The 22137-nt window shown below is 74.8% G+C and carries 21 protein-coding genes and 3 pseudogenes; 13 read left to right on the top strand and 11 right to left on the bottom strand.

Annotated elements, in window-relative coordinates:
• The first annotated feature begins 49 nt into the window (after nucleotides 1-49).
• Nucleotides 50-1414 (top strand): DUF2252 domain-containing protein, encoded by a 1365-nt coding sequence (locus tag BM414_RS11980; RefSeq protein ID WP_245784657.1) that lies wholly within the window; start codon nucleotides 50-52, stop codon nucleotides 1412-1414.
• On the opposite strand, the gene BM414_RS11975 is transcribed toward BM414_RS11980, so the two are convergent.
• The 4 genes from BM414_RS11975 to BM414_RS11960 all read right to left on the bottom strand — a co-directional run bounded on the left by BM414_RS11975 (nucleotide 1380) and on the right by BM414_RS11960 (nucleotide 6211).
• Nucleotides 1380-2195, bottom strand: coding sequence for an alpha/beta fold hydrolase (locus BM414_RS11975; RefSeq protein ID WP_093579668.1), 816 nt, complete (start codon nucleotides 2193-2195; stop codon nucleotides 1380-1382). The two genes, BM414_RS11980 and BM414_RS11975, sit on opposite strands and share 35 nt — an antisense overlap.
• On the bottom strand, nucleotides 2192-2683 hold the full coding sequence (locus tag BM414_RS11970) for a GNAT family N-acetyltransferase (RefSeq protein ID WP_093579667.1): 492 nt from the start codon (nucleotides 2681-2683) through the stop codon (nucleotides 2192-2194). The genes BM414_RS11975 and BM414_RS11970 overlap by 4 nt, the downstream gene beginning before the upstream one ends.
• Nucleotides 2680-4668, bottom strand: coding sequence for a VWA domain-containing protein (locus BM414_RS31365; RefSeq protein WP_093579666.1), 1989 nt, complete (start codon nucleotides 4666-4668; stop codon nucleotides 2680-2682). The genes BM414_RS11970 and BM414_RS31365 overlap by 4 nt, the downstream gene beginning before the upstream one ends.
• A gap of 79 nt (nucleotides 4669-4747) precedes the next feature.
• Nucleotides 4748-6211, bottom strand: coding sequence for a sigma 54-interacting transcriptional regulator (locus BM414_RS11960; RefSeq protein ID WP_093579665.1), 1464 nt, complete (start codon nucleotides 6209-6211; stop codon nucleotides 4748-4750).
• Nucleotides 6212-6278: 67 nt separating this feature from the next.
• Here BM414_RS11960 and ilvA point away from each other — a divergent pair, with 67 nt between their 5' ends.
• The 4 genes from ilvA (at nucleotide 6279) to BM414_RS11940 (ending at nucleotide 11652) form a co-directional block, all read left to right on the top strand.
• Entirely contained in the window at nucleotides 6279-7493 is a 1215-nt protein-coding gene (gene ilvA, locus BM414_RS11955; protein ID WP_093579664.1) for a threonine ammonia-lyase, read from the top strand.
• A gap of 137 nt (nucleotides 7494-7630) precedes the next feature.
• Entirely contained in the window at nucleotides 7631-8644 is a 1014-nt protein-coding gene (locus BM414_RS11950; RefSeq protein WP_093579663.1) for an ATP-binding cassette domain-containing protein, read from the top strand.
• Entirely contained in the window at nucleotides 8641-9444 is an 804-nt protein-coding gene (locus BM414_RS11945) for an ABC transporter permease (protein WP_093579662.1), read from the top strand. The genes BM414_RS11950 and BM414_RS11945 overlap by 4 nt, the downstream gene beginning before the upstream one ends.
• A 150-nt stretch (nucleotides 9445-9594) precedes the next feature.
• Nucleotides 9595-11652: a M3 family metallopeptidase gene (locus tag BM414_RS11940; protein ID WP_093579661.1), complete on the top strand. Its 2058-nt coding sequence runs from the start codon at nucleotides 9595-9597 to the stop codon at nucleotides 11650-11652.
• A gap of 78 nt (nucleotides 11653-11730) precedes the next feature.
• On the opposite strand, the gene BM414_RS11935 is transcribed toward BM414_RS11940, so the two are convergent.
• Both BM414_RS11935 and greA read right to left on the bottom strand, forming a co-directional pair.
• Nucleotides 11731-12057 carry an RNHCP domain-containing protein gene (locus tag BM414_RS11935; RefSeq protein ID WP_093579660.1) on the bottom strand — a complete coding sequence of 109 codons (327 nt, stop codon included), beginning with the start codon at nucleotides 12055-12057 and terminating at the stop codon, nucleotides 11731-11733.
• Nucleotides 12058-12071: 14 nt separating this feature from the next.
• Nucleotides 12072-12572, bottom strand: a complete 501-nt coding sequence (gene greA / locus BM414_RS11930; RefSeq protein WP_093579659.1) for a transcription elongation factor GreA — start codon at nucleotides 12570-12572, stop codon at nucleotides 12072-12074.
• 216 nt (nucleotides 12573-12788) lie between these two features.
• Here greA and mca point away from each other — a divergent pair, with 216 nt between their 5' ends.
• Together mca and BM414_RS11920 are read left to right on the top strand one after the other, a co-directional pair.
• A complete protein-coding gene (gene mca / locus BM414_RS11925) occupies nucleotides 12789-13676 on the top strand; it encodes a mycothiol conjugate amidase Mca (RefSeq protein WP_093579753.1) in 888 nt (295 codons plus the stop codon).
• The gene (locus BM414_RS11920; protein WP_093579658.1) at nucleotides 13673-14029 is read left to right on the top strand and encodes a hypothetical protein; all 357 of its coding nucleotides are present in this window, start codon (nucleotides 13673-13675) and stop codon (nucleotides 14027-14029) included. The genes mca and BM414_RS11920 overlap by 4 nt, the downstream gene beginning before the upstream one ends.
• A gap of 131 nt (nucleotides 14030-14160) precedes the next feature.
• Here BM414_RS11920 and BM414_RS31810 read toward each other — a convergent pair.
• The 4 genes and pseudogenes from BM414_RS31810 to BM414_RS31805 all read right to left on the bottom strand — a co-directional run.
• A pseudogene (locus BM414_RS31810) lies at nucleotides 14161-14319 on the bottom strand (thioredoxin family protein); the annotation flags it as partial.
• 241 nt (nucleotides 14320-14560) lie between these two features.
• A pseudogene (locus tag BM414_RS31355) lies at nucleotides 14561-14713 on the bottom strand (winged helix-turn-helix transcriptional regulator); the annotation flags it as partial.
• Between the two features lie 36 nt (nucleotides 14714-14749).
• The gene (locus BM414_RS11905; RefSeq protein ID WP_175551564.1) at nucleotides 14750-15130 is read right to left on the bottom strand and encodes a nuclear transport factor 2 family protein; all 381 of its coding nucleotides are present in this window, start codon (nucleotides 15128-15130) and stop codon (nucleotides 14750-14752) included.
• A gap of 53 nt (nucleotides 15131-15183) precedes the next feature.
• Nucleotides 15184-15734, bottom strand: a pseudogene (locus tag BM414_RS31805) (AMIN-like domain-containing (lipo)protein).
• A gap of 336 nt (nucleotides 15735-16070) precedes the next feature.
• Here BM414_RS31805 and BM414_RS11895 point away from each other — a divergent pair.
• From BM414_RS11895 to BM414_RS11885, 3 genes are all read left to right on the top strand, one after another.
• Entirely contained in the window at nucleotides 16071-16631 is a 561-nt protein-coding gene (locus BM414_RS11895; protein ID WP_093579751.1) for a hypothetical protein, read from the top strand.
• Nucleotides 16632-16650: 19 nt separating this feature from the next.
• The gene (locus BM414_RS11890) at nucleotides 16651-17307 is read left to right on the top strand and encodes a maleylpyruvate isomerase N-terminal domain-containing protein (RefSeq protein WP_093579657.1); all 657 of its coding nucleotides are present in this window, start codon (nucleotides 16651-16653) and stop codon (nucleotides 17305-17307) included.
• An 86-nt stretch (nucleotides 17308-17393) separates the two neighbouring features.
• Complete coding sequence (locus BM414_RS11885) at nucleotides 17394-18644, top strand: geranylgeranyl reductase family protein (RefSeq protein WP_093579656.1); 1251 nt, start codon at nucleotides 17394-17396, stop codon at nucleotides 18642-18644.
• A 76-nt stretch (nucleotides 18645-18720) separates the two neighbouring features.
• Here the strand turns inward: BM414_RS11885 and trhA are convergent, their stop codons facing one another.
• Nucleotides 18721-19533 carry a PAQR family membrane homeostasis protein TrhA gene (gene trhA, locus BM414_RS11880; RefSeq protein WP_093579655.1) on the bottom strand — a complete coding sequence of 271 codons (813 nt, stop codon included), beginning with the start codon at nucleotides 19531-19533 and terminating at the stop codon, nucleotides 18721-18723.
• 135 nt (nucleotides 19534-19668) lie between these two features.
• Between trhA and BM414_RS11875 the strand changes: the two genes are divergently transcribed.
• From BM414_RS11875 to BM414_RS11865, 3 genes are read left to right on the top strand one after another with little or no spacing between them, the layout of a single operon-like run.
• Nucleotides 19669-20448 (top strand): isoprenyl transferase, encoded by a 780-nt coding sequence (locus BM414_RS11875; protein WP_093579654.1) that lies wholly within the window; start codon nucleotides 19669-19671, stop codon nucleotides 20446-20448.
• A gap of 13 nt (nucleotides 20449-20461) precedes the next feature.
• Nucleotides 20462-21679 (top strand): DUF885 domain-containing protein, encoded by a 1218-nt coding sequence (locus BM414_RS11870; protein WP_093579653.1) that lies wholly within the window; start codon nucleotides 20462-20464, stop codon nucleotides 21677-21679.
• A gap of 3 nt (nucleotides 21680-21682) precedes the next feature.
• The gene (locus BM414_RS11865; RefSeq protein ID WP_093579652.1) at nucleotides 21683-22003 is read left to right on the top strand and encodes a hypothetical protein; all 321 of its coding nucleotides are present in this window, start codon (nucleotides 21683-21685) and stop codon (nucleotides 22001-22003) included.
• The last annotated feature ends 134 nt before the right edge of the window (nucleotides 22004-22137 follow it).

The raw sequence follows: 22137 nt of genomic DNA, 5'->3' as shown, positions 1-22137 counted from the left end.
CCGCGCAACCGCCTGTCCTGCAGGCTAGCCGCCCTCTACGGTCCTCCCCGTGCTCGAATCCCCCCGACGGGTGGCCTCCGGGAGAACGTCCGGCGACCGCTCGGAACTGATCGTCGACGTCCTGGTCGAGGCGTTCTCCGAGCTGATGGCCGCCGACGCCGACGCCTTCCGCACCAAGTTCCGCAAGATGGCCGCCGACCCCTTCGCCTTCTACCGCGGCAGCGCCTGCCTCTTCTACGCCGACATGGCCGCCCTCGAGGACCCCTGGTGCGACGAGCGGACCAGCCGGGTGTGGATCCAGGGCGACCTGCACGCCGAGAACTTCGGCACCTACATGGACGGTGCCGGGCGGATCGTCTTCGACGTCAACGACTTCGACGAGGCCTACGTCGGGTCGGTCACCTGGGACCTGCGCCGCTTCGCCGCCAGCTTCGCGCTGCTGTCCTGGAGCAAGGCGCTCGGCGACGACGTCATCGCCGACCTGCTGGGCACCTACCTGCGCGCCTACCTCGACCAGGTCGAGGCGTTCCGCCGCTCCGACGACGACCGCACCTTCGCACTGACCCTGGCCAACACCGAGGGCGCCGTCCGCGAGGCCATCCTCGAGACGACGACCCGCACGCGCGCCTCGCTGCTGGACCGGATGACCGTCGTCGAGGGGTACCAGCGGCGCTTCACCGACGGCGGCCGGACCCGCCGGCTCGACGACGACGAGCGCGACCGGGTGCTCGCCGCGCTGGACCGGTGGCGGGGGACCGTCCACCCGCCGGTGCGCCGCCGCGACGTCGCCTACGACGTCAAGGACGTCATCGGCACCGGGGGCTTCGGCATCGGCAGCGCCGGCCTGCCCGCCTACAACGTGCTGCTCGAGGGGTACGACCAGGCGCTGGAGAACGACGTCGTCCTGTCGCTGAAGCAGGGCAACGTGGCCGCGCCCAGCCGCATCGTCCGCGACGAGCGGATCGGCGCGTACTTCGAGCACCACGGGCACCGGACGGCGGTGAGCCAGCGGGCGCTGCAGGCCAACGCCTCGCAGTTCCTCGGCCACACCGAGATCGACGGCGTCGGGTTCGTCGTCCAGGAGCTCTCGCCCTACGAGGTCGACCTGGACTGGGAGGACCTGACCGAGCCGGAGGAGATCGCGCCGGTCGTGGCCCAGCTGGGCCGGGCGACGGCGAAGATGCACTGCGTCGGCGACGCCGACAGCGACCACACGCTGGTCGACTTCCAGACCGAGGACGCGGTCGCGGCGATGATCGGCGACCGGCGCGAGGAGTTCGTCGCCGACCTCGTCGACTTCGCCCACACCTACGCCCGGCAGGCGCAGGAGGACCACCGGCTGTTCGTCGACGCGTTCCGCGCCGGGCGCATCCCGGGCATCAGCTCGAGCGGCTCGTACCCGGTCCGTCGCTGACCGGCAGGGAGGCGGCCAGCACGTCGGCGAGGCCGGCCGCCTCCCAGCGGTGGTCCCTGCCGGGCACCTCCGCGCGCTCCGCCGAGGCGAGCGAGCCGACGATCGAGTCGGCGGCGTCGGCCATGAACGGGAAGGTCTCCGACCCGAGCAGGACCACCGCGTGCGCGGTCACCGGCGCCCACAGCCTCGCCCGCGGTGCCGACTGCGTCCAGGCGAGCGCCTCGGCGTCGGCCTCCAGGGTGGGTGCCATCCGCTCGAACAGCGGCCAGGACGGGCCGGAGCGCATCTGCTCGAACCACTCCGGGGGCATGCCGTCGGTCCAGAGCCGCCAGATGCCCTCGCGGTCCCCGTCGGCCACGAGCGCACGGACGGCGGCCAGGGCCTCCGCACCCGCGGTGCCCTGCTCCTCGTCGAGCGGGACCTCCCAGAGGAACAGCCGCTCGACGCCGGGCAGCTCTGCGGCCGCGGCGAGGGCGATGGCGCCCCCGGAGGAGCTGCCGTACAGCCACGCGCGCCCGCCGAGGAGGTCGACGAGCGCTCGGATCGCCGCGACCTCGCCGGCCAGCCCGAACGGCGGCTCGCCGCCGCTGTCCCCGCGGCCGGGCCGGTCGTGGACGACGACGTCGAAGCCGCGCGCGGCCAGTTCGGTCGCCAGTTCCGCGGTGTCCGGGTCGACCGCGCGGAACTGGCCGGCCCCGCCCACGAGCACCAGCGGCTGACCGGCGCCCTCGCGGTCGTAGGCGATGCGGGTGCCCTCCGCGGTCTGCACGTACTCGGTCATGCGGTGGTGACCCCTCCGGGCGGCAGGACCCATCGGTCGGGCACGGAGATGACCATGCCGACGTGCGGGCCGATAGGCTCGACGTCGAACGGCCCGGTCACCACGCGGAAGCCCGCACGCGCGTAGAAGCCGGCCGCGGCCTCCCGCGCGTTGCACCACAGCAGGTCCCCGCCCCGCGCGGCCACCACCGCCAGCCCCGCCTCGAGGAGCGCGCGGCCGGCCCCGGCGCCGCGCACCTCCGGGCCGGTGGCCATGCTGCGCAGCTGCCACGGTGCGCGCGCCGGCTGCCACGGGCACGGCGCGGGGCCGAGCCGGACGACGCCCACCACCCGGCCGTCGGGCGTCCGCGCGGCCAGGTGCACGGTCGCGGGGTCGCCGTCGCCGGGGAGCCCCGCCGGGCCGCCGTCGCGCAGGACGGCGCTGCGCAGGGGGAGGACGACGTCGACGCCGACCTCCTCGACCGAGACGGCCGCGGGCTCGCTGGTCACCGTGCCCTGCGGCCCCGGCGGGTGCGGAGGTAGTCCGCGACGACGTACTCGCCGAGTCGGTCGCTGTCCGGGGTGAACACCCGGCCGCCGGCCCGCGCGGTGATGTCGTGGACGAAGTGCACCAGGCTCGGCTCCGGGTCGAGCGCGAACACGTTGAGCGTCGCTCCCGACCGCGCCACCCGCTCCACCTCCGCGACGGTCTTGGCGATCGTCTCGGGCATCGGCGGCCAGCAGAAGTACGGCGTGCCGTCCTCCTCCAGGTGCGCCGTCGGCTCGCCGTCGGTGACCACCAGGACCACCGGCTCGGCGTCGCGGTGCCGGGCGAGGAACCGGCGGGCCAGCATCAGCCCGTGCTGCAGGTTGGTGCCCTGCAGCGTGTCCACGGACAGCTCGGCGAGGGTCTCGGGCTTGAGCACCTGGGCGGTGGACGAGAAGCCGATGATCTGGATCGCGTCCTGCGGGAAGCGCGTCGTCACCAGCGAGTGCAGCGCCATCGCCGTCGACTTGGCCGCGCCCCACGTGCCGCGCAGCGCCATCGAGTAGGACAGGTCGACCAGCAGGGCGACGGCGGCCCCGGTGCGCCGCTCGGTCTCCACGACCTCGAAGTCCTCGACGGCGATGCTGACCTTCCGGTCACGGTCCGCGTGGGGTGCGCCGGCGGTGCGCAGCACCGCGTTGCGGACCGTCCGGACGACGTCGAGCGGCTGCTCGTCGCCGAACTGCCACTCCCGCGAGCTCCCGGTGAGCTCTCCGGCAGCACCGGCGTCGGCGACGTCGTGCTCGCCCCGGCCGGCGGCGTCGAGCTTGGCGAACACCCGCCGCAGCGCGGTGGCACCCAGGCGGCGCACGGCCTTGGGCGAGAGCTCCAGCTTGCCGTCGGAGCGGTTGAGGTAGCCCTGCCGCTCCAGCTCGCGCTCCATCTGCCGCAGCGCCGCGAGGTCGTCGACGGCCTCGCGGCCCAGCGCCTGCTCGAGCAGCTCCTCGTCGACGTCGGCCAGCGAGGCGCCGGCGTAGCCCTGCGAGAGCTGGTTGGACAGCGCCTCGAGGTCGGCCAGCTCCGCGACGGCGCTGGTGGCGTCGCCGAGGCCGAGGGACTGCTCGCCGTCGGGGACCTGTCCGCGCTGACCCCAGGGGAGATCGGGGCGGGCCTGCCGCAGCGCGTCCTGCAGGTGCGCCATCTCGCTGGCCAGCCCCATGTCCGACATGGTCTGGGCCATCAGGTCGGCCAGCTCGGCCCGCTGCTCCGGCGACAGGCCGGCCATCATGCGTTCCTGGGCGGCCGCCCGGCGGGCGAGGGAGTCGATCAGCTCCTCCACCGACTGCGGGTCGTCGGGGAAGAACTGCCCGTGCTCGTCCATGAACTCGCGGAACTGCTCGTCGGTGTCCTCGCCGCGGTTGTGCGCGTCCACCAGCCGGGACAGGTCCGCGACCATGTCCTTGACCGCCTGCATGTCCTGCTCGGTGGCGTTCTCCAGCGCCTGCTTCATGTTGGCGAAGGAGCTGTCGAGCACCTCCCGCCGCAGCAGGTCCTGGATGCGGTCGTAGGCCTCCCGCGCCTCCGGCGAGCGGAACGGGTAGTCCTTCAGCGCCCGCACCGCACCCGCGGTGTCCTGCGGGAGTGCGTCGAGCTCGGCCTCGGCCAGCCGGGCGGCGTCGTCCGGGTCGGGGAACAGCGCCCGGCGCTCGGCCTCGAGCGCCCGGTCGAGCAGCTCGCGGACCTCCTGCAGCGTGCCGTCCATCCGGCCGGCGGTCCGCGCCTGCCGCAGCCGCTCGCGGACCGAGCGGCGCAGCTCGTCCAGTCCGCGCCGGCCGTCCATGCCGCGGCGCAGCAGCTCGCGCAGCGCCTCGCGGACGCCGCTGCCGCCGAGCACCGAGTCGCCGATCTCGTCGACGGCGCTGCCCAGGTCGTAGGGCGGGGCCAGCGGGTCGGGCCCACCCCGCCAGCGGCCGTACCGGTACCCCCTGCCGGGGCGGGGCCGGCTCATGACTCCTCCTCGCTGGCGCTCGTCGGCGCCCCGAGCCGGGGCCGGGCTCCGTCGACGGAGGGGCTCGCGAGCTCGCCCCTCATGCTCCGTAGACCGTCCGCGTGCCGTCGGTGTCCTTGGCCAGCCGGCGGGTGAGGTAGAGGCCCTCGAGGGCGAACTCGACGGCGGCGGCGGCCTGCTCGGCGGACTCCTCGCCCTCCGGCACGCCCAGGCGGCCGAGCAGCTCGGCCAGCCTCGGGATGGTGCCCAGCTGGCCCAGCAGCGCCGCGCCCGGCACCAGTTCCCCGGACTCGACGGTCTCCCCGCCGGTGAAGTGCTCCTGCAGGCCGGTCAGGTCCAGCCCGCCGCACCGGGCGCGGAAGGTCTGCGCGGTCGCCTGCCGCAGCAGGTGCTCGAGCACCTCCATCTCCCGGTCGTCGTCGGGGTCGCTGCCCGAGTCGGCGAACTCGACCTTGCCGCGGCTGGCCGGGACGATGCCGGGCAGGTCGACGACACGCGCCACGGGCCGGGTCTCCCCGGCGATCGCGGCCCGGCGGACGGCGGAGGCGGCGACGGTCTCCAGCCCCGCGATGGCGAACCGGGCGCTGACGCCCGAGCGCTGGTCCACGTGGCTGGACTCGCGCACCAGCCGGGTGAACCGGGCGACGATCTCGGCCAGGTGCTGGGGGACGACGGGGGCGTCGAAGCCGTCGTGCCCGCTCGGCGCACCGAGTCCGCTGGTCTGCGCCTCCTGGTGAAGCAGCCGGATCTCGTCGGCCAGCTCCAGCGGGTAGTGCGTGCGGACCTCGGCGCCGAAGCGGTCCTTCAGCGGCGTGATGATCCGCCCGCGGTTGGTGTAGTCCTCGGGGTTGGCGCTGGCCACGAGCAGCAGGTCCAGCGGCAGCCGCACGCGGTAGCCGCGGATCTGGATGTCGCGCTCCTCGAGCACGTTGAGCAGCGCGACCTGGATGCGCTCGGCGAGGTCGGGCAGCTCGTTGACGCTGAAGATGCCGCGGTTGGTGCGGGGGACCAGGCCGTAGTGCACCGTCTCCGGGTCGCCCAGGGTGCGGCCCTCGGCGACCTTGATCGGGTCGACGTCGCCGATGAGGTCGCCGACGCTGGTGTCGGGGGTGGCCAGCTTCTCGCCGAAGCGCTCGCTCCGGTGCAGCCAGCCGACCGGGGTGTCGTCGCCGTGCTCGGTGATCTGGCGGTGTGCCCACACGCTGATCGGGTGCAGGGGGTGCTCGTTGAGCTCGCTGCCGGCCAGGACCGGCGTCCACTCGTCGAGCAGGCCGACGAGGGTGCGGATCAGGCGGGTCTTGCCCTGGCCACGCTCCCCCAGCAGGACGAGGTCGTGGCCGGCGATGAGGGCCCGCTCGACCTCGGGGACGACGGTGTCCTCGAAGCCGACGATGCCGGGCAGGCTGGGCTCGCCGGCGCCGAGGCGGGCGAGGAGGTTGGCGCGGATCTCGGCCTTGACCGGCCGGAAGGCGGCTCCGGTGGCACGGAGCTCGCCGAGGGTCGTGGGTGCGGGTGGGGCCTGCGCTGGGGCGACGTCCGTCACCTCAGCCACGGTACGACGACCAGCGACGATGCGGGAGCGCCTCGGGCGGCCCTGGGAGGATCGGGGCATGGGAGCCGACCTGGTCACCGGTGCCGACGTCGCCGCCGCGGCCGACCTGCTGGAGGGCATCGCGCGCCGCACGCCGCTGGAGCACTCGCGGGCGCTGGCCGAGCGGGTGGGCGGCCCGGTGCACCTCAAGTGCGAGAACCTGCAGCACACCGGCTCGTTCAAGTTCCGCGGCGCCTACGTGCGGCTGTCGCGGCTGACGCCGGAGGAGCGGGCGCGGGGGGTCGTCGCGGCCAGCGCCGGCAACCACGCGCAGGGTGTCGCCCTGGCCGCCCGCATGCTCGGGATCTCGGCGACCGTCTTCATGCCCGAGTCCGCTCCGCTGCCCAAGGTGGCCGCCACGCGCAGCTACGGCGCCGAGGCCCGCCTCGTCGGCGTCGACCTCACCGCGGCGCTGGCCGCGGCGGTCGCGCACGCGGAGGCGACCGGCGCGGTGTTCATCCACCCGTTCGACCACCCCGACGTCATCGCCGGGCAGGGGACCGTGGGCGCCGAGGTGCTCGAGCAGTGCCCCGACGTCGCCACCGTCGTGGTCTGCACCGGGGGCGGCGGTCTGGTGTCCGGCGTCGCCGCCGCCGTCCGGGCCCGCCGGCCGGGGGTCCGCATCGTGGCGGTGCAGGCCGAGGGTGCCGCCTCCTTCCCCGGGTCGCTGGCGGCCGGGCACCCCGTGGCGCTGTCCGGCCTGACGACGATGGCCGACGGGATCGCCGTCGGAGCCCCCAGCGACCTGACGCTCGCGCACGTCCGCGACCTGGTCGACGAGGTGCGCACGGTGGGGGAGGAGGACCTCTCCCGCGCGCTGCTGTTCTGCCTGGAGCGGGCCAAGCTCGTCGTCGAGCCGGCCGGTGTGGCCGCCGTGGCCGCGGTGCTGGCCGAGCCGGGGGCCTTCCCGCCGCCGGTGGTCGCCGTCGTCTCGGGCGGCAACGTCGACCCGGTGCTGCTGCTCAAGGTGGTCCAGCACGGCATGGCCGCGGCGGGGCGGTACCTGCGGCTGCGCCTGGCCGTGCCCGACCGGCCGGGGTCGCTCGCGGCGGTGCTCGCGGTCCTGGCCGAGGGCGGCGCCAACGTCCTCGAGGTCGAGCACGAGCGGACGTCGACCCGCCTGGACCTCGGGCAGGTCGAGGTCTTCGTCGTCCTCGAGACCCGCGGTCCCGACCACGCGCGGACCGTGATCACGGCGCTGGCGAGCGCCGGCTTCCCCGTCTCGGAGGGGTGAGGGAGCCCCCTCCAGGGGGCCGCCGGGCGGCCGGCGATGAGTCCTGGCCGCCGCCGCGGTCGGTAGGGCATGGACATGGTTCGCTGTGGGCGAAATCCGTTCGGGAAGTGTCGGTGCTCACACTTAGTTTCGCCGGCATGAGCAACGCGATCCTCGTCGAGGGACTCCGGAAGCGCTTCGGGTCCAACACCGCACTGGCCGGGGTGGACCTGGCCGTGCCCGAGGGCAGCGTGCTCGGCCTGCTCGGGCCCAACGGGGCGGGCAAGACCACCGTCGTCCGCATCCTCACCACGTTGCTGCAGCCCGACGGCGGCCGCGCCGAGGTGGCCGGCGTCGACGTCCTGCGGGAGCCGGGCCGGGTGCGGTCGATGATCGGGCTGACCGGCCAGTACGCCGCCGTCGACGAGTACCTCACCGGCTTCGAGAACCTGGAGATGGTGGGGCGGCTCTACCGGCTCGGGAAGCGGGAGTCGCGGACGCGGGCGGAGGAACTGCTCGAGCGCTTCGAGCTCACCGACGCCGCCGGGCGGCCGGCGAAGACCTACTCCGGCGGCATGCGGCGACGGCTGGACATCGCCGCCTCCCTCATCGCCCGCCCGCGGGTGCTCTTCCTCGACGAGCCGACCACCGGCCTGGACCCGCGCAGCCGGCTGGGCATGTGGGAGTTCATCGCCGACCTCGCCGGCGGCGGGACGACGATCCTGCTGACCACCCAGTACCTCGAGGAGGCCGACCGCCTGGCCGAACGGATGGTGGTCATCGACCGCGGCCGGGTGATCGCCCGCGGCACCGGCGACGAGCTGAAGGCCCAGGTCGGCGGGCAGCGGCTGGAGCTGACCGTGCGCCGCGCCGCAGACCTCGGCGAGGCCGCCCGGCTGCTCACGCCCCTCTCGGCGGGAGGCGCCCACCCCGACGAGCAGACCCGGCGGCTGAGCCTGCCGGTGCGCGGCGGCACCGACTCGCTGGCCGAGGCGCTGCGGCTGCTGGACGGCACCGGCGTCGAGGTGCTCGACATCGGGCTGCGCCGGCCCGACCTCGACGACGTGTTCCTCACCCTCACCGGCCACTCGGCCGACGAGACCGACGACGACGGCGCCGGTCCCGCGGACACCGCCCGCGTGCCGGCCGAGACCGCTGGGAGTGTCCGATGAGCTCGCTGTCCGTCGCCGTCGAGGACGGCCTGACGATCACCCGTCGCAACCTGGTCAAGGTCAAGCGGGTCCCGGAGCTCATCGTCTTCGCGACGCTGTCGCCGATCATGTTCGTGCTGATGTTCCGGTACGTGTTCGGCAGCGCCATCCCCATCCAGGGCATCAGCTACGCCGAGTTCCTGCTGCCGGGGATCTTCGCCCAGACGATCGTCTTCGGGAGCACGATCACCGGGGCCAGCCTGGCCGAGGACCTGCAGAAGGGGCTGATCGACCGGTTCCGGTCCCTGCCGATGGCGTCGTCGGCCGTGCTGGTCGGCCGGACGGTCGCGGACCTCGCGCTCAACGCGCTGTCCATCGTCGTCATGGGGGTCACCGGGCTGGTCGTGGGCTGGCGGATCCGGTCCTCGCTCCCCGAGGCGCTGGCCGGCTTCGCGCTGCTGCTCCTGTTCGCCTACGCGATGAGCTGGCTGATGGCCACGGTGGGACTGCTCGTGCGGGCGCCGGAGGTGGTGCAGCAGGCCAGCTTCATCGTCATCTTCCCGCTGACCTTCATCGCCAACACCTTCGTCCCGACGGACAACTTCCCCACGGTGCTGAAGGTGATCGCGGACTGGAACCCGGTGTCGGCGGTCGTGCAGGCCGCCCGGGAGCTGTTCGGCAACACCGCACCGGGCCTGGCAGCTCCGGACACGTGGCCGCTGCAGAACCCGGTCCTGTACACGCTGATCTGGTCGGCCCTGTTGCTGGCGGTCTTCGTGCCGCTGTCGGTCCGCATCTACCGGCGGACCGCCAGCCGCTGACGCACTCGTCCCGGCGCCGGAGGCGCCGTCGCCGGGACGGGTGGGGGCCTCCGCGAGGAGTGGCGGGCTGGGCTCGGCGCCGCCCGGGACGGCACCCGGCCGCGGTGCGGTCCGGGAGGACCGCGGAGTCGTAGCGGAGACTCGTCCGCGATGAGCGCCGATCCCGCCCCCGCCGTGTCCAACCCGCTGCTGTCCGAGTCGCCGCTGCCGTACGGGCTGCCGCCCTTCGCCGACATCACCCTCGAGCACTGCCGCGAGGCGGTGCTGGCCGGGATGGCCGAGCAGCGCGCCGAGCTCGACGCGATCACCGGGTCGGCCGAGCCGCCCACGTTCGCGAACACGGTCGAGGCGCTGGAGCGCTCCGGCGCGCTGCTGCGCCGCGCCGAGGCGGTGTTCGGCAACCTCTCCTCCTCGCTGTCCTCGCCGCGGCTGCGCGAGATCGAGCGGGAGCTCGCACCGCTGGAGGCCGCGCACTCGGACGCGCTGCGGCTGGACCCCGCGCTGTTCGCCCGCGTCGACGTCGTCCACGAGGCGCGCCACGACTCCGGGCTGGACCCCGAGGCGGTCCGGCTGGTCGAGCGCCACCACCTCGACCGCGTACTGGCCGGCGCCCGACTCGACGACGAGGGCCGCGCCCGGCTCTCGGACAGGAACCGCGAGCTCTCCGAGCTGTCCACACAGTTCGGGCAGAACCTGCAGCTGGCCACCGAGGCTGCCGCCGTCCGGGTGGCCGACGCCGCCGAGCTCGACGGGCTGAGCGAGGAGGAGGTCGCCGCCGCGGCCGGTGCCGCCGCCGACCGCGGCCTCGACGGGTACGTGCTGCCGCTGCTGCTGCCCACCGGTCAGCCGGTGCTGGCCAAGCTGCGCGACCGGGAGCTGCGCCGCCGCGTCTTCGAGGCGTCGGTGACCCGTGCGTCCTCGGGCGAGCACGACAACGGCCCGGTGGCCGCGCGGATCGCCCGGGTGCGTGCCGAGCGGGCGCGGCTGCTGGGCTTCGCCACCCACGCCGACCTGGTGCTCGCCGACCAGACCGCCAGCAGCACCGACGCCGTCGACGCGATGCTGTCGTCGATGGTCGGCCCGTCGACGGCGAACGCGCTGGCCGAGGGTGAGGTGCTGGCCGAGGTCGCCGTCCGCGACGGCGTGACCGAGCTGGCGGCGTGGGACTGGGCCTTCTACAGCGAGCGGGTGCGCGCCGAGCGCTACTCGGTGGACACCGCCGCTCTGCGGTCGTGGTTCGAGCTGGACCGGGTCCTGGTCGACGGCGTCTTCCGGGCCGCCGAGATGCTCTACGGATTCCGCTTCGCCCCGCGTCCGGACCTCGCCGGCTACCACCCCGACGTCCGCGTCTGGGAGGTCAGCGGCCCCGACGGCGAGGCGGTCGGCCTCTACCTCGGCGACTTCACCGCCCGCGAGGGCAAGCGCGGCGGGGCGTGGATGAGCTCGTTCGTCACCCAGTCGCGGCTGCTCGGCACCCGGCCGGTCGTCGTCAACAACCTCAACGTGGCCCGCGCGCCCGAGGGCCGGCCGACGCTGCTCACGCTCAGCGAGGTCGACACGCTGTTCCACGAGTTCGGCCACGCGCTGCACGGGCTGAGCTCGGCGGTGACCTACCCGCGCTTCGCCGGGACCGCGGTGCCCCGCGACTTCGTGGAGTTCCCGAGCCAGGTCAACGAGATGTGGGCGCTGTGGCCGGAGGTGCTGTCCACCTACGCGCGGCACGTCGAGACCGGAGAGCCGCTGCCGGCCGCCGTCGTCGAGGCGCTGGACGGCGCGCGGCTGTGGGGCGAGGGCTTCGCGACGCTGGAGTACCTCGCCGCCACGCTGCTCGACCAGGCCTGGCACCGCATCACCCCCGAGACCGAGGTCGGCGACCCCGCGGAGTTCGAGCGGCGGGCGCTGGAGCAGGCGGGTGTCGCCAACGACCTGGTGCCGCCGCGCTACCGGACGACGTACTTCCAGCACGTCTTCGCCGGCGGCTACGCGGCGGGCTACTACTCCTACATCTGGTCGGAGGTCCTCGACGCCGACACCGTGGAGTGGTTCCGCGAGAACGGCGGGCTGCGGCGCGAGAACGGCGACGTCTTCCGCGAGCGGCTGCTCTCCCGCGGTGGGTCGGTGGACCCGCTGGAGGCCTTCCGCGCCGTCCGCGGCCGCGACGCCGACCCCGGCCCGCTGCTGCGCCGCCGCGGCCTCGCCCCGGCCTGACGGTCGGCAGTACCGGCGTTCCTCGTGCGGTGCGGGTCCCGCAGGACCGGCAGCGCACGAGGAACGCCGGCAACCGGCCTACAGCCAGGGCAGCGAGAGCACCAGGTCGAGGTCGTCGGGGGCCTCGCCGTCGCGGACGAGCCGGTTGGGCTGGCGGTGGCCGCACGCCGTGCAGCGGTGGACCACCTGCCAGCCCTTGCCGGACTTCTCGACCAGCCCGATCGGCTCCATCGGCTGCCGGCACCCACTCGCGCGGTCACCGGGCAGCTCGTCGACGTGCAGCGACCACAGGCAGACCGGGCAGTGGTTGCGGTAGTGCCCGTCGCTGTTCGCGGGGACGTCGGCGGCGCAGTGGACGCAGACGAAGCCGGTGTTCTCCACCCGCCGGGAGCGGGCCACGCGCATCGGCGGGGTCCGGGTCAGGGGACGAACGGCTCGACGCCGACGACCTCGACGGTGATGTCGCGGCCGTTGGGCGCCTGGTAGGTGACCGTCGTGCCCGGCTTCGCACCGAGGATCGCCGAGCCCATCGCCGACTCCGGCGAGTAGACGGCGAGGTCGGTCGTGCCGGCGATCTCGCGCGAGCCGAGCAGGAACTTCTCGGTCTCGTCGTCGCCCTGGAAGCGGATGGTGATGACCGTGCCCAGCTCGGCGCTGGTGGCCGTGGTGGGCGGCTCGCCGACGCGGGCCTTGCGGAGCAGGTCGGTCAGCTGCCGGATCCGGCCCTCCTGCTTGCCCTGCTCCTCCTTGGCCGCGTGGTAGCCGCCGTTCTCCTTGAGGTCGCCCTCCTCGCGGCGGGCGTTGATCTCGGCGGCCATGGCGGGCCGGCCGGCCACCAACTGGTCGAGCTCGGCCTTCAGCCGGTCGTGGGCCTCCTGGGTCAGCCAGATGCCCTGCTCGTTCTCAGTGGGGGTGGTCACGCGGGGTACTCCTGCAGCTCGGGGGCCACCTCCCGGTCGGGAGGCGGTCGACGTCGATCCGGCCAAACTAACACCGGCCGAGAGGCCGTTGCAGGGACGCGGACGACCCCGCGGGGGAGCGGACCGTATCCGACGTCCGCGTGACGAGCACCACATCCACCCGTCCGGACGACGGGGTTCGCGGCGTCCCGTCGTCGCCTCGGGGACACTGTGGCGGTGACCGACGCCCACCCGTTGCGCCTGCTCGCCGTTCACGCCCATCCCGACGACGAGTCGAGCAAGGGCGCCGCGACCATGGCCCGGTACGTGGCCGAGGGCGTCGAGGTGATGGTGGCGACCTGCACCGGCGGCGAGCGCGGTTCCGTGCTCAACCCGGCGCTCGACCGCCCCGAGATCTGGGAGCGCCTGCCGCAGCTGCGCGTCGAGGAGATGTCGCGCGCCCGCGAGATCCTCGGCGTCCAGCAGGAGTTCCTCGGCTTCGTCGACTCCGGTCTGCCCGAGGGTGACCCGCTGCCGCCGCTGCCCGAGGGCTGCTTCGCGCTGGTCCCCACGGAGGAGGCCGCCGCCCCGCTGGTCGAGCTGATCCGCCGGTTCCGGCCGCACGTCGTGCTGACCTACGACGAGAACGGCGGCTACCCGCACCCCGACCACATCAAGACCCACGAGATCTCGGTGCACGCCTTCGAGGCGGCCGGTGACCCCGAGCGGTACCCCGACCTGGGCGAGCCCTGGCAGCCGAGCAAGCTCTACTACCACATGACCTTCACCCTGACCCGGGTGCGGGCGCTGCACGAGGCCATGGTCGAGGCCGGGGCGGAGTCCCCCTACGCGGAGTGGCTGGCCACCTGGGACCCCGAGCGGGACATGTCCTCCCGGGTGACCACCCGGGTGCCCTGCGCCGAGTACTTCCCGGTCCGCGACGCCGCCCTCATCGCGCACGCGACCCAGATCGACCCCGCCGGCCGCTGGTTCGCCTGCCCGATGGACGTGCAGCAGCGGGTCTGGCCCACCGAGGACTACGAGCTGGCCCGCTCGCTGGTCGACTCGCCCCTGCCCGAGGACGACCTGTTCGCCGGCATCCGCAGCGAGGTGCCGGTCCCGTGAACGCCGCGTCCATCCCCGGCGTCCTGGTCGAGGCCGTGCTGGCCGCCGAGGAGCAGCTGCCCGAGGACGTCGGCAAGTCCGGCCCGCTGGGGCTGTTCCTCATCCTCGTGCTGCTGGTCGCCGTCGGCTTCCTGGTCCGGTCGATGAACCGGCACATCAAGCGCGTGCCCCGCAGCTTCGACGACGCCGGCGAGGGTCCCCGGGTCGTCGTCCCCGACACCCCGGCCGAGCTGGTCGACGAGCCGCGCCGGCCCGGCCAGGACCTGCTCGACGACCTGCGCCGCGCGCCGCGTGCCATCGAGGGCCCGCGGCCCGAGCCCCGTGACGACCGGACGGACCCGCCGGCGCGCTGACGCCGGCGGGCCCGGGACTCCGCGGGGGGCGAGGAACGGCTCGATCTCGCGGGCGATCGCCGCCCGCGGCCGGCGCCGACGACGGTGGCCACGACCTCGCCGTCGCGGAACAGGCTCATCGTCGGCAGGCCCATGACCCGGTGTGTCCGTGCGGTCTCGGGGTCGGCGTCGACGTCGAGCTGGACGACCCGCAGCCGGTCGCCCTCCTCGGCGGCGAGCTGCTCGAGCACCGGCGTCACCATGCGGCACGGCGGGCACCAGGACGCGGTGAAGTCGACGAGGACGGGCACGTCGCTGCCGAGGACGTCGGAAGCGAAGGTGGCGTCCGTGGTGCGGGGCAGGGTGGTGCGGGGCAGGGTGGTGCGGGGCAGCGTGCTGCTCACGGGTCCCCTCTCTCAGGACGGAGGCGACCAGCCGGTCGCCGTGGGTGATCTCGGCCCCGCAGTCGCACACCAGGTGTGCGCCCACGTGGCCACCGCAGCCGGCGTGCCGGTAGGTCACGTCGGCCGGGCGGTCGTCGGCCAGGTGCCGGGCCGCCCAGCCGGAGAAGGCGGCGAGGACCGGCAGCAGGTCGCGTCCGGCGTCGGTGAGCACGTACTCCTGCCGCGGCCGGGCGCCGGGCAGGACGTACTCCCGCGGCTCGAGCACGCCCGCGGTCACCAGCCGGCGCAGCCGGTCGGACAGGACGGTGCGACCCTGGACCCAGACCTGTCGAGGGGATCAGTCCTCGACGGTGTGCTCGAAGGCGACGACGTACCCGGTGACCCGGCCGTCCCGGACGGTGTACCGGGCGCGGCCGTGCTCGACCACGCGCTGTCCGGTGCCGGGGTCGGGGCGGCCGACCTGGCGCCACTCGGCGGCCACGGCGTCGCCGTCGGGTGCCAGCCGGGTGACGGTGAACTCCCACGGGCCGTGCTCGGCGAGCATCTCGCGCACGTGGTCGGCGTAGCCGGCCGGCGTCCGGCGGACGACGACGCCCGAGTCGCCCTGGTGTGCCAGGACCTCGGCCGCCATCAGGTCGGCGGCGCGGTCGGGGTCGACCCCCGAGCGCACGGTGCGCAGCAGGTCGGCGACGACGTCGAGGGGGGTCCGCTCGTCCACGGCGCCATCCTGGCGGGCGGCCGGACCGGGCGTCCCCGGTCCGGCCGCGGTGCTCACCAGGTGTGCGCGACGTCGACGACGAGCCGGGCGCCGTCGCCCGGGCCGTCGAGGACCACCACGCGGAACGGCAGCCGGGCGCGGACGCCGAGGCCCACGGTGCTGGTGCCCTCGAACGACTGCGCCCAGGCGACCTGGCGGAAGGTGCGGTAGCCGCCGACCGCGACCGCCTCGGCGTCGTCGCGCGGGTCGTAGGTGGCCGTCCCGTCGGCGTACGCGGGGGAGTGCACGACCACCTGGAGGTCGGCGGCCCCGCGCAGCGGCACCGGCCGGCCCGAGCCGTCCTGCGCGACCCGCCCACGTAGCGGACGTCGTAGGAGACGTCGGCGGCGTCGATCCCGTCGAGGTCGAGGACCAGCCGGTCGTAGCAGTCGTGCCGGCCGGCGCGGACGTCGTCGAGGGTGCCCCCGCCGCGATCGGCGAGGGCCTCCGGCAGCGAGCCCCACGCCGTACTGCAGCCGGCGGCGGAGGCGGGGGAGAGGGTGGCGCCGAGGGCGGCCGTGGCGGCGGTCAGGACGACGGCGGCGCGGGTGCGGATGGTGCTCATGTCGGCTCCCAGGGGTCAGGGGGACGTGCTGACGGTGGCGAGGATCCGCCGACACGCCGCCGGGCACCATGGCCGGGATCGCCCACGGACGTCGAGCTGCGGGGCTCCGGTGTGTGGACAAGTGACAGGAGATCGGCCTCCCGGTGCGACACGAGGTGGCATGTCGTCGTCCGTCGCCCCGGGGTAACGGTGGGTGCCGTGTCCGCTCTGGGCGGAGCGGTCCGCCTTCCCCGCGGCGTCCGGGCGTCTTACCGTGTAAGCGTGTAATCAACTGCTGCCGAGGAGGCTGCTGTGCACGGACACCACTCCCGATTCGCCGACTCACCCTTCGCCCGGATGGGCGCCCCGGGCTTCCGCCGCCGCGGGCCGGGTGGCCGCGGGGGCGACGCCCCGCCGCCGGTCGACCGCGCCGAGGTCGCCGGCTGGTTCGCCGGGCGGCTGCCCGACGGCTGGTTCACCGGCCCCGTGGACCTCGTCGTCGACCGTGACGAGATCACCGTCGTCGGTCCGCTCGCCGAGCCCGACGCCGGTGAGGGCGACCCGGCCGCCGCCCGCGCCGGGCGCATCGCCCGCTTCCGCGAGGACACCCGCGAGCAGCGGATGGCCATCGCCGACGCCGCGCAGGAGCGCTACGGCCGCTCGGTGGCCTGGGGCGCCTCGTGCGGCGACGTCCGCGAGGTCTTCACCAACGCCTCGGTGCCGGTGATGACCCGGCTGCGGCAGTCCGAGCGGCTGGTGCTCGACACCCTCGTCGACGCCGGCGTCGCCCGCTCCCGCTCGGAGGCGCTGGTCTGGGCGGTGCGGCTGGTGGGGCAGCACGCCGACGCGTGGCTGACCGAGCTGCGCGACGCCATGTCCTCGGTCGAGGAGGTCCGGGCGCGCGGCCCGCAGCTCTGACCTCTGCGAGGCTGCCCAGGTGAGCCTCGAGCTGCTGCGGTCGGCCTACGGCGACCTGTCCGCCCTGGTGGGCGGCCTGACGCCGGAGGAGGGGTGGCAGCCCAGCGGGTGCGCCGGCTGGAGCGTCCTCGACCTCACCCAGCACCTGCTCGACGACGCCCGCCGGGGACTGGTCGCCCTGGCCACCCCGGCGGGCGGGCCGGCCACCACCGACGCGGTCGCCTATTGGCGCTCCTGGCAGCCCTCGCCCGAGGACGACGACTCCACCGCGTGGCGCACCCGCGTGCGGGCCAGCGTCACGGGCGGGTTGCCGCACCTGGCGCCGCTGTACGCGGAGACGGCGGCCGCCGTGTGCGTGGCGGCGGGGCGGGCCGACCCCGGCGAGCTCGTGGCGACGCAGGGCTGGGTGGTCCGCGCCGGCGACCTGCTGTCCACGCTCGCCGTCGAGGCCGTCGTCCACCACCTCGACCTGGTGGCGCACCTGGACCGCCCCGGGCCCCCGGCCGACGGTCTGGCCGAGGTCCGGCGGGTGCTCGAGGAGCTCGTCGGCGGCCCGCTGCCGGACGGGTGGGACGACGCCACAGCCGCCCGCCGCGGCACCGGCCGCGAGCCGCTGACCGACGCCGACCGCGCGGCGCTGGCGGAGGCCGCCGGCCGGTTCCCCCTGTTCGGTTGAAGGACCACCCTGCCCCCACCCCTCGCGGGCTCGGAGCGGGCCCCTGCAGGGCGGCCGACCGTCGCTCACCGGGGACACTGGGTGTCGTGCCCGCTCCCGCTGTCGTCCCCGCCGCCACCGACGTCCTGGTGGTGGGAGCCGGGCCGGCCGGTTCGGCCGCTGCCGCGTGGGCGGCGCGCGCGGGTGCCGACGTCCTGCTCGCCGACGCCGCCGTCTTCCCCCGCGACAAGGCCTGCGGCGACGGGCTGACCCCGCGCGCGGTCGCCGAGCTCGACCGGCTCGGCCTCGGCGACTGGGCGCGCGGCAAGGCCCGCAACCGCGGGCTGCGCGCCGCCGGCTTCGGCCGGGTCTGGGAGCTGCCCTGGCCCGGCGGGGCGTTCCCCGACCACGGCAGCGCGGTGCCGCGCACCGAGCTCGACGCCCGCATCCGCGCCTGCGCGCTGCAGTCGGGAGCGACGCCGCTGGAGGGCGCGCGGGCCGTCGACGTCGAGCGCGACGGCGACCGGGTGCGAGGCGTGGTGTTCGACGTCGGTGGGGAGCGGTCCACCGTGCGCTGCGAGCAGCTGGTCGTCGCCGACGGCGTCCGCTCGCCCCTGGGCCGCGTGCTGGGCCGGGAGTGGCACCGCGACACCGCCTACGGCGTCGCCGCCCGCGGCTACGTCGCCTCCGGGCGCAGCGACGACGAGTGGATCTCCTCGCACCTGGAGCTGCGCGACGCCGAGGGCGAGCTGCTGTCGGGGTACGGCTGGGTCTTCCCGCTCGGGGCGGCGGCCGGCCAGGTGAACATCGGCGTCGGCACGCTGGCCACCGCGCGCCGTCCGGCCGGGGTGCAGCTCAAGGCGCTGCTGGAGACCTACGCGACCGCCCGCCGCGAGGACTGGGAGCTGTCGGGCCCGGTGCAGGCACCGGCGTCCGCGCTGCTGCCGATGGGCGGGGCGGTGTCCGGCGTTGCCGGGCGCAACTGGGCGCTGGTCGGCGACGCCGCCGGGTGCGTCAACCCGCTCAACGGCGAGGGCATCGACTACGGCCTGGAGACCGGGCGCACGCTGGCCGGGATGCTGGAGGAGGACGACTGGTCCGCGGCCTGGCCGGCCAGCCTGCGCGGCCACTACGGCGAGGCGTTCTCCATCGCCCGCCGGCTGGCCGGCCTGCTCACCCTGCCGCGCCTGCTGCCGGCGGCGGGGCCGGTCGGCATGCGCTCACGCGTGCTGATGACGGTGGCACTGCGGGTGATGGGCAACCTGGTCACCGACGCCGACCGCGACGCCGTGGCCCGCGCCTGGCGACTCGCCGGCCGCACCTCCCGCCACTTCGACGAGCGCCCCCTGTTCGCCTGAGCCCCGAGGCATGGGAAGCTCTCCGCACGTCTGAGCCGTGAGGACGTGCGGATCGCCTCCTGTGCCTGAGCCCTGCTCAGACGAACGGCGAGTTGTACATCGCGAAGTAGACGGCGATGTAGTGGCAGATCGCGGCCACGATGGTCATCGCGTGGAAGACCTCGTGGTACCCGAACACGCCCGGCCACGGGTTCGGCTTCTTGATCGCGTAGGCCACGCCGCCGACCGTGTAGAGCACCCCGCCGGCCGCGAGCAGCACCAGCGACGCGACGCCGGCGATGTGCAGGATGTCGGTGAGGATGAAGACGGCCACCCAGCCCAGGCCGATGTAGAGCGGTACGCCCACCCAGCGCGGCGCTGTCGGCCAGGTCAGCTTGAGGCAGACGCCGGCCAGGGCCCCGGCCCAGACGCCGCCGAGGACCCAGTAGCCCAGGGGCTGATCGACGGCGAGCAGCGAGAACGGCGTGTACGTGCCCGCGATGAACAGGAAGATCATCGAGTGGTCGAGCCGTTTCATGATCTTCCAGCCGCGGGGTGACCAGCGCCGGCGGTGGTAGAGCGCGCTGATGCCGAACAGTCCGCAGATGGTGAGGCAGTAGACGGCGACGGAGAAGCCGGAGCGGGCGCCGAGCACGGCGCCCAGCGGGATGAGCACGGCGCCGGCGACGATCGCACCGAAGAACGCGAACAGGTGCAGCCAGCCGCGCATCCGCGGCCGGGTGTCGGGGTGGTCCCAGTCGTCGTCGTCGAAGTCCTCGGCGGTCCAGGTCCGCTCGACCTGCTGGCCCTCGTCGTGGACGGTGGCGACGGCCGGGCCGCGCGGAGCCTCGATCTCGGCCCCGTCGGCCTGCACCCGGACGTGCTCGAGATCGTCGGGAGCAGTGCTCATGAACCGAGGTTACGGACCCGTAGGGAGGCCCGCACCGGCAGCGACCTGTGAGTTCGCCATCAGTCCGACAGAGGCCGGACGATCGCCCGGGTGGCAGCGGAACGGCGGCGTCCCCGTGCGCCTAGGGTGTGCGCCGTGGGGGCGCGCCAGTGGGTCCGCGACGCGCTGACCCAGCTCTACGAGCGCCGGCTGGCCCGGCAACTGGTCGGGGCCGACGTCCCCCGCCACGTGGGCGCGATCATCGACGGCAACCGGCGCTGGGCGCGGGCCACCGGGCTGCTCGACCCGAACGCCGGGCACCGCCGCGGCGCCGACCGGATCGCCTCCTTCCTCGGCTGGTGCGACGAGGCCGGTGTCGAGGTGGTCACCCTCTTCCTGCTCTCCACCGACAACCTGTCCCGGCCCGAGCCGGAGCTGACGCCCCTGCTGCGGATCATCGAGGGCGTCGTCGAGGACCTCTCCGCCCCCGACCGGCGCTGGCAGCTGCACCCGGTCGGCGCGCTGGGCCTGCTCCCGGCGGAGACGGTCACCGTCCTCAAGGAGGCCGAGGAGGGCACCCGCGACCGGCCGGGCGCGACGGTCAACCTCGCCGTCGGCTACGGCGGGCGCAGGGAGATCGCCGACGCCGTCCGCTCGCTGCTGGCCGACCACGCCAGCCGGGGGACGTCGCTCGACGAGCTGGTCGAGCTGCTCGACGTCGAGCACATCGCCGAGCACCTCTACACCCGCGGCCAGCCCGATCCGGACCTCGTCATCCGCACGAGCGGCGAGCAGCGGCTGTCGGGCTTCCTGCTCTGGCAGACGGCGCACTCGGAGTTCTACTTCACCGACGTCTACTGGCCCGACTTCCGGCGGGTGGACTTCCTGCGGGCGCTGCGCGCCTACGCGGCGCGGCACCGCCGTTTCGGTGGGTGACAGACTCGGGCGCATGGCTCCCGGCACCGTCGACGTCCCCCTCGAGTACGTGCGGCTGGGACTGCGCTTCGACCGGCTGGAGCCCGGCTTCGTCGACGCCTACACCGGCGAGAAGCGGATCCGCGCCGAGGTGGAGAGCGAGCCGGCGCCCACCCCTCAGGGCCTGCGCGACCAGGCCCGCGCCCTGCTCGGTGAGCTCGACGCCGCCGGGCTGCCGGAGGGCCGTACCGCGTTCCTCCGCGGCCAGCTGACCGGCCTGGAGTGCAGCGCCCGGAAGATGAGCGAGGAGCCGGTCGGCTTCCTCGACGAGGTGCGCAGCTACTTCCAGGTCGACCTCGTCCTCGGCGACGCGGCCCACTACGCCGCCGCGCACGCCGAGCTCGACGTGCTGCTGCCCGGCGACGGCACGCTCGCCGAGCGCTACGCCGCGCACCGCCGTCGCGAGGAGTGCCCGCCGCAGCGGCTGGAGGCGGCGGTGCACGCGCTGTCCAGCGCGCTGCGCGACCGGGTGCGCGGCCGCTACGGCCTGCCCGAGGTCGAGACGGTCCGCTACGAGGTGGTCACCGACAAGCCGTGGTCGGGCTTCAACTACTACGAGGGCGACTTCCGCTCGCGGGTGGCGATCAACGCCGACCTGCCGCACCGGCTCAGCCAGCTCGCCCACCTGGTGGCGCACGAGTCCTACCCCGGCCACCACACCGAGCACTGCCGCAAGGAGCGCGGCCTGGTCGAGCGCGACGGGCACCTCGAGCACACGGTCTTCCTGGTCAACACCCCCGAGTGCCTCATGGCCGAGGGCCTGGCCGACCTCGGCGTCGACGCCGCCGTCGGCCGGGGCTGGGGGCCGTGGGCGGCCGAGGTGCTCGGCGACCTGGGGCTGCGCTTCGACGGGCACCTCGCCGAGCGGATCGCCGCGGCCGCCGCGCCGCTCAACCGCGTCCGGCAGGACGCCGCCGTGATGCTGCACGACCGCGGAGCCGACGCCGACGAGGTGGCCGCCTACATCCAGCGCTGGTCGTTGGTCAGCCCCGACCGGGCCCGCCAGCAGCTGCGCTTCCTCACCCACCCCCTGTGGCGGGCCTACATCACCACCTACGTCGAGGGCTACGACCTGCTGCAGCGGTGGCTGGCGGCCCGGCCGGAGGACCAGGACGTCGCCGGCCGCTTCGTCCGCCTGCTCGACGAGCCGCTGACCCCCGCCGTCGTCACCGCCGAGCTGTCGGCCGCCTGACCGGTGCCCCGCCGTGACCCCCGGGAGGCCCGCGCGCTCGGTCTGTGGACGGCGGGCTGGCTGTTCGCGCTGCTGCTCGCGGGCCTGGTGTGGATCGGCGACCTCGCGGTGCAGTGGCCGGTGCTGACGGTCCCGCTGGTGTGGGCGCTGGTGGCGCTGCGCCCACGCGGCGGGCGCTCGCACGGCCGGCGGCGGGACGACGAGTGGCCGCCCGACGACGACCTCGCCGGCTGGCCGCCGCCGGACGACGTCCCCCCGCGGATGCCGCCCACCCGGGAGCTGCCCTGGCTCCCCGACGTGCCCCGGGACCGCCGGCAGGAGTGAGTTCCCTGTCCCGCCGCGGTCCCGCCGCGGACGGGCAGGGTGGGCGCCGCAGGTGGTGCGTCTGGGGCAGCTGGGTCCCTCCGAGGGGGGACACGCCGCCTCCTCGTCATGTGACTGTCACCTCACGGCTCTAG

The sequence above is a fragment of the Geodermatophilus amargosae genome (genome assembly GCF_900116515.1).
GTDB classification, from domain to species: Bacteria; Actinomycetota; Actinomycetes; order Mycobacteriales; family Geodermatophilaceae; genus Geodermatophilus; species Geodermatophilus amargosae.
This window is presented reverse-complemented; position numbering and strand designations above follow the sequence as displayed.

Bases quoted from the DNA above. Each gene is read 5' to 3' on its own strand.
- BM414_RS11975 (WP_093579668.1), bottom strand. From the start codon at position 2,195: ATGACCGAGTACGTGCAGACCGCGGAGGGCACCCGCATCGCCTACGAC.
- BM414_RS31365 (WP_093579666.1), bottom strand. From the start codon at position 4,668: ATGAGCCGGCCCCGCCCCGGCAGGGGGTACCGGTACGGCCGCTGGCGG.
- ilvA (WP_093579664.1), top strand. From the start codon at position 6,279: ATGGGAGCCGACCTGGTCACCGGTGCCGACGTCGCCGCCGCGGCCGAC.
- BM414_RS11950 (WP_093579663.1), top strand. From the start codon at position 7,631: ATGAGCAACGCGATCCTCGTCGAGGGACTCCGGAAGCGCTTCGGGTCC.
- BM414_RS11945 (WP_093579662.1), top strand. From the start codon at position 8,641: ATGAGCTCGCTGTCCGTCGCCGTCGAGGACGGCCTGACGATCACCCGT.
- BM414_RS11940 (WP_093579661.1), top strand. From the start codon at position 9,595: ATGAGCGCCGATCCCGCCCCCGCCGTGTCCAACCCGCTGCTGTCCGAG.
- BM414_RS11935 (WP_093579660.1), bottom strand. From the start codon at position 12,057: ATGCGCGTGGCCCGCTCCCGGCGGGTGGAGAACACCGGCTTCGTCTGC.
- BM414_RS11895 (WP_093579751.1), top strand. From the start codon at position 16,071: ATGGGCGCCCCGGGCTTCCGCCGCCGCGGGCCGGGTGGCCGCGGGGGC.
- trhA (WP_093579655.1), bottom strand. From the start codon at position 19,533: ATGAGCACTGCTCCCGACGATCTCGAGCACGTCCGGGTGCAGGCCGAC.
- BM414_RS11870 (WP_093579653.1), top strand. From the start codon at position 20,462: ATGGCTCCCGGCACCGTCGACGTCCCCCTCGAGTACGTGCGGCTGGGA.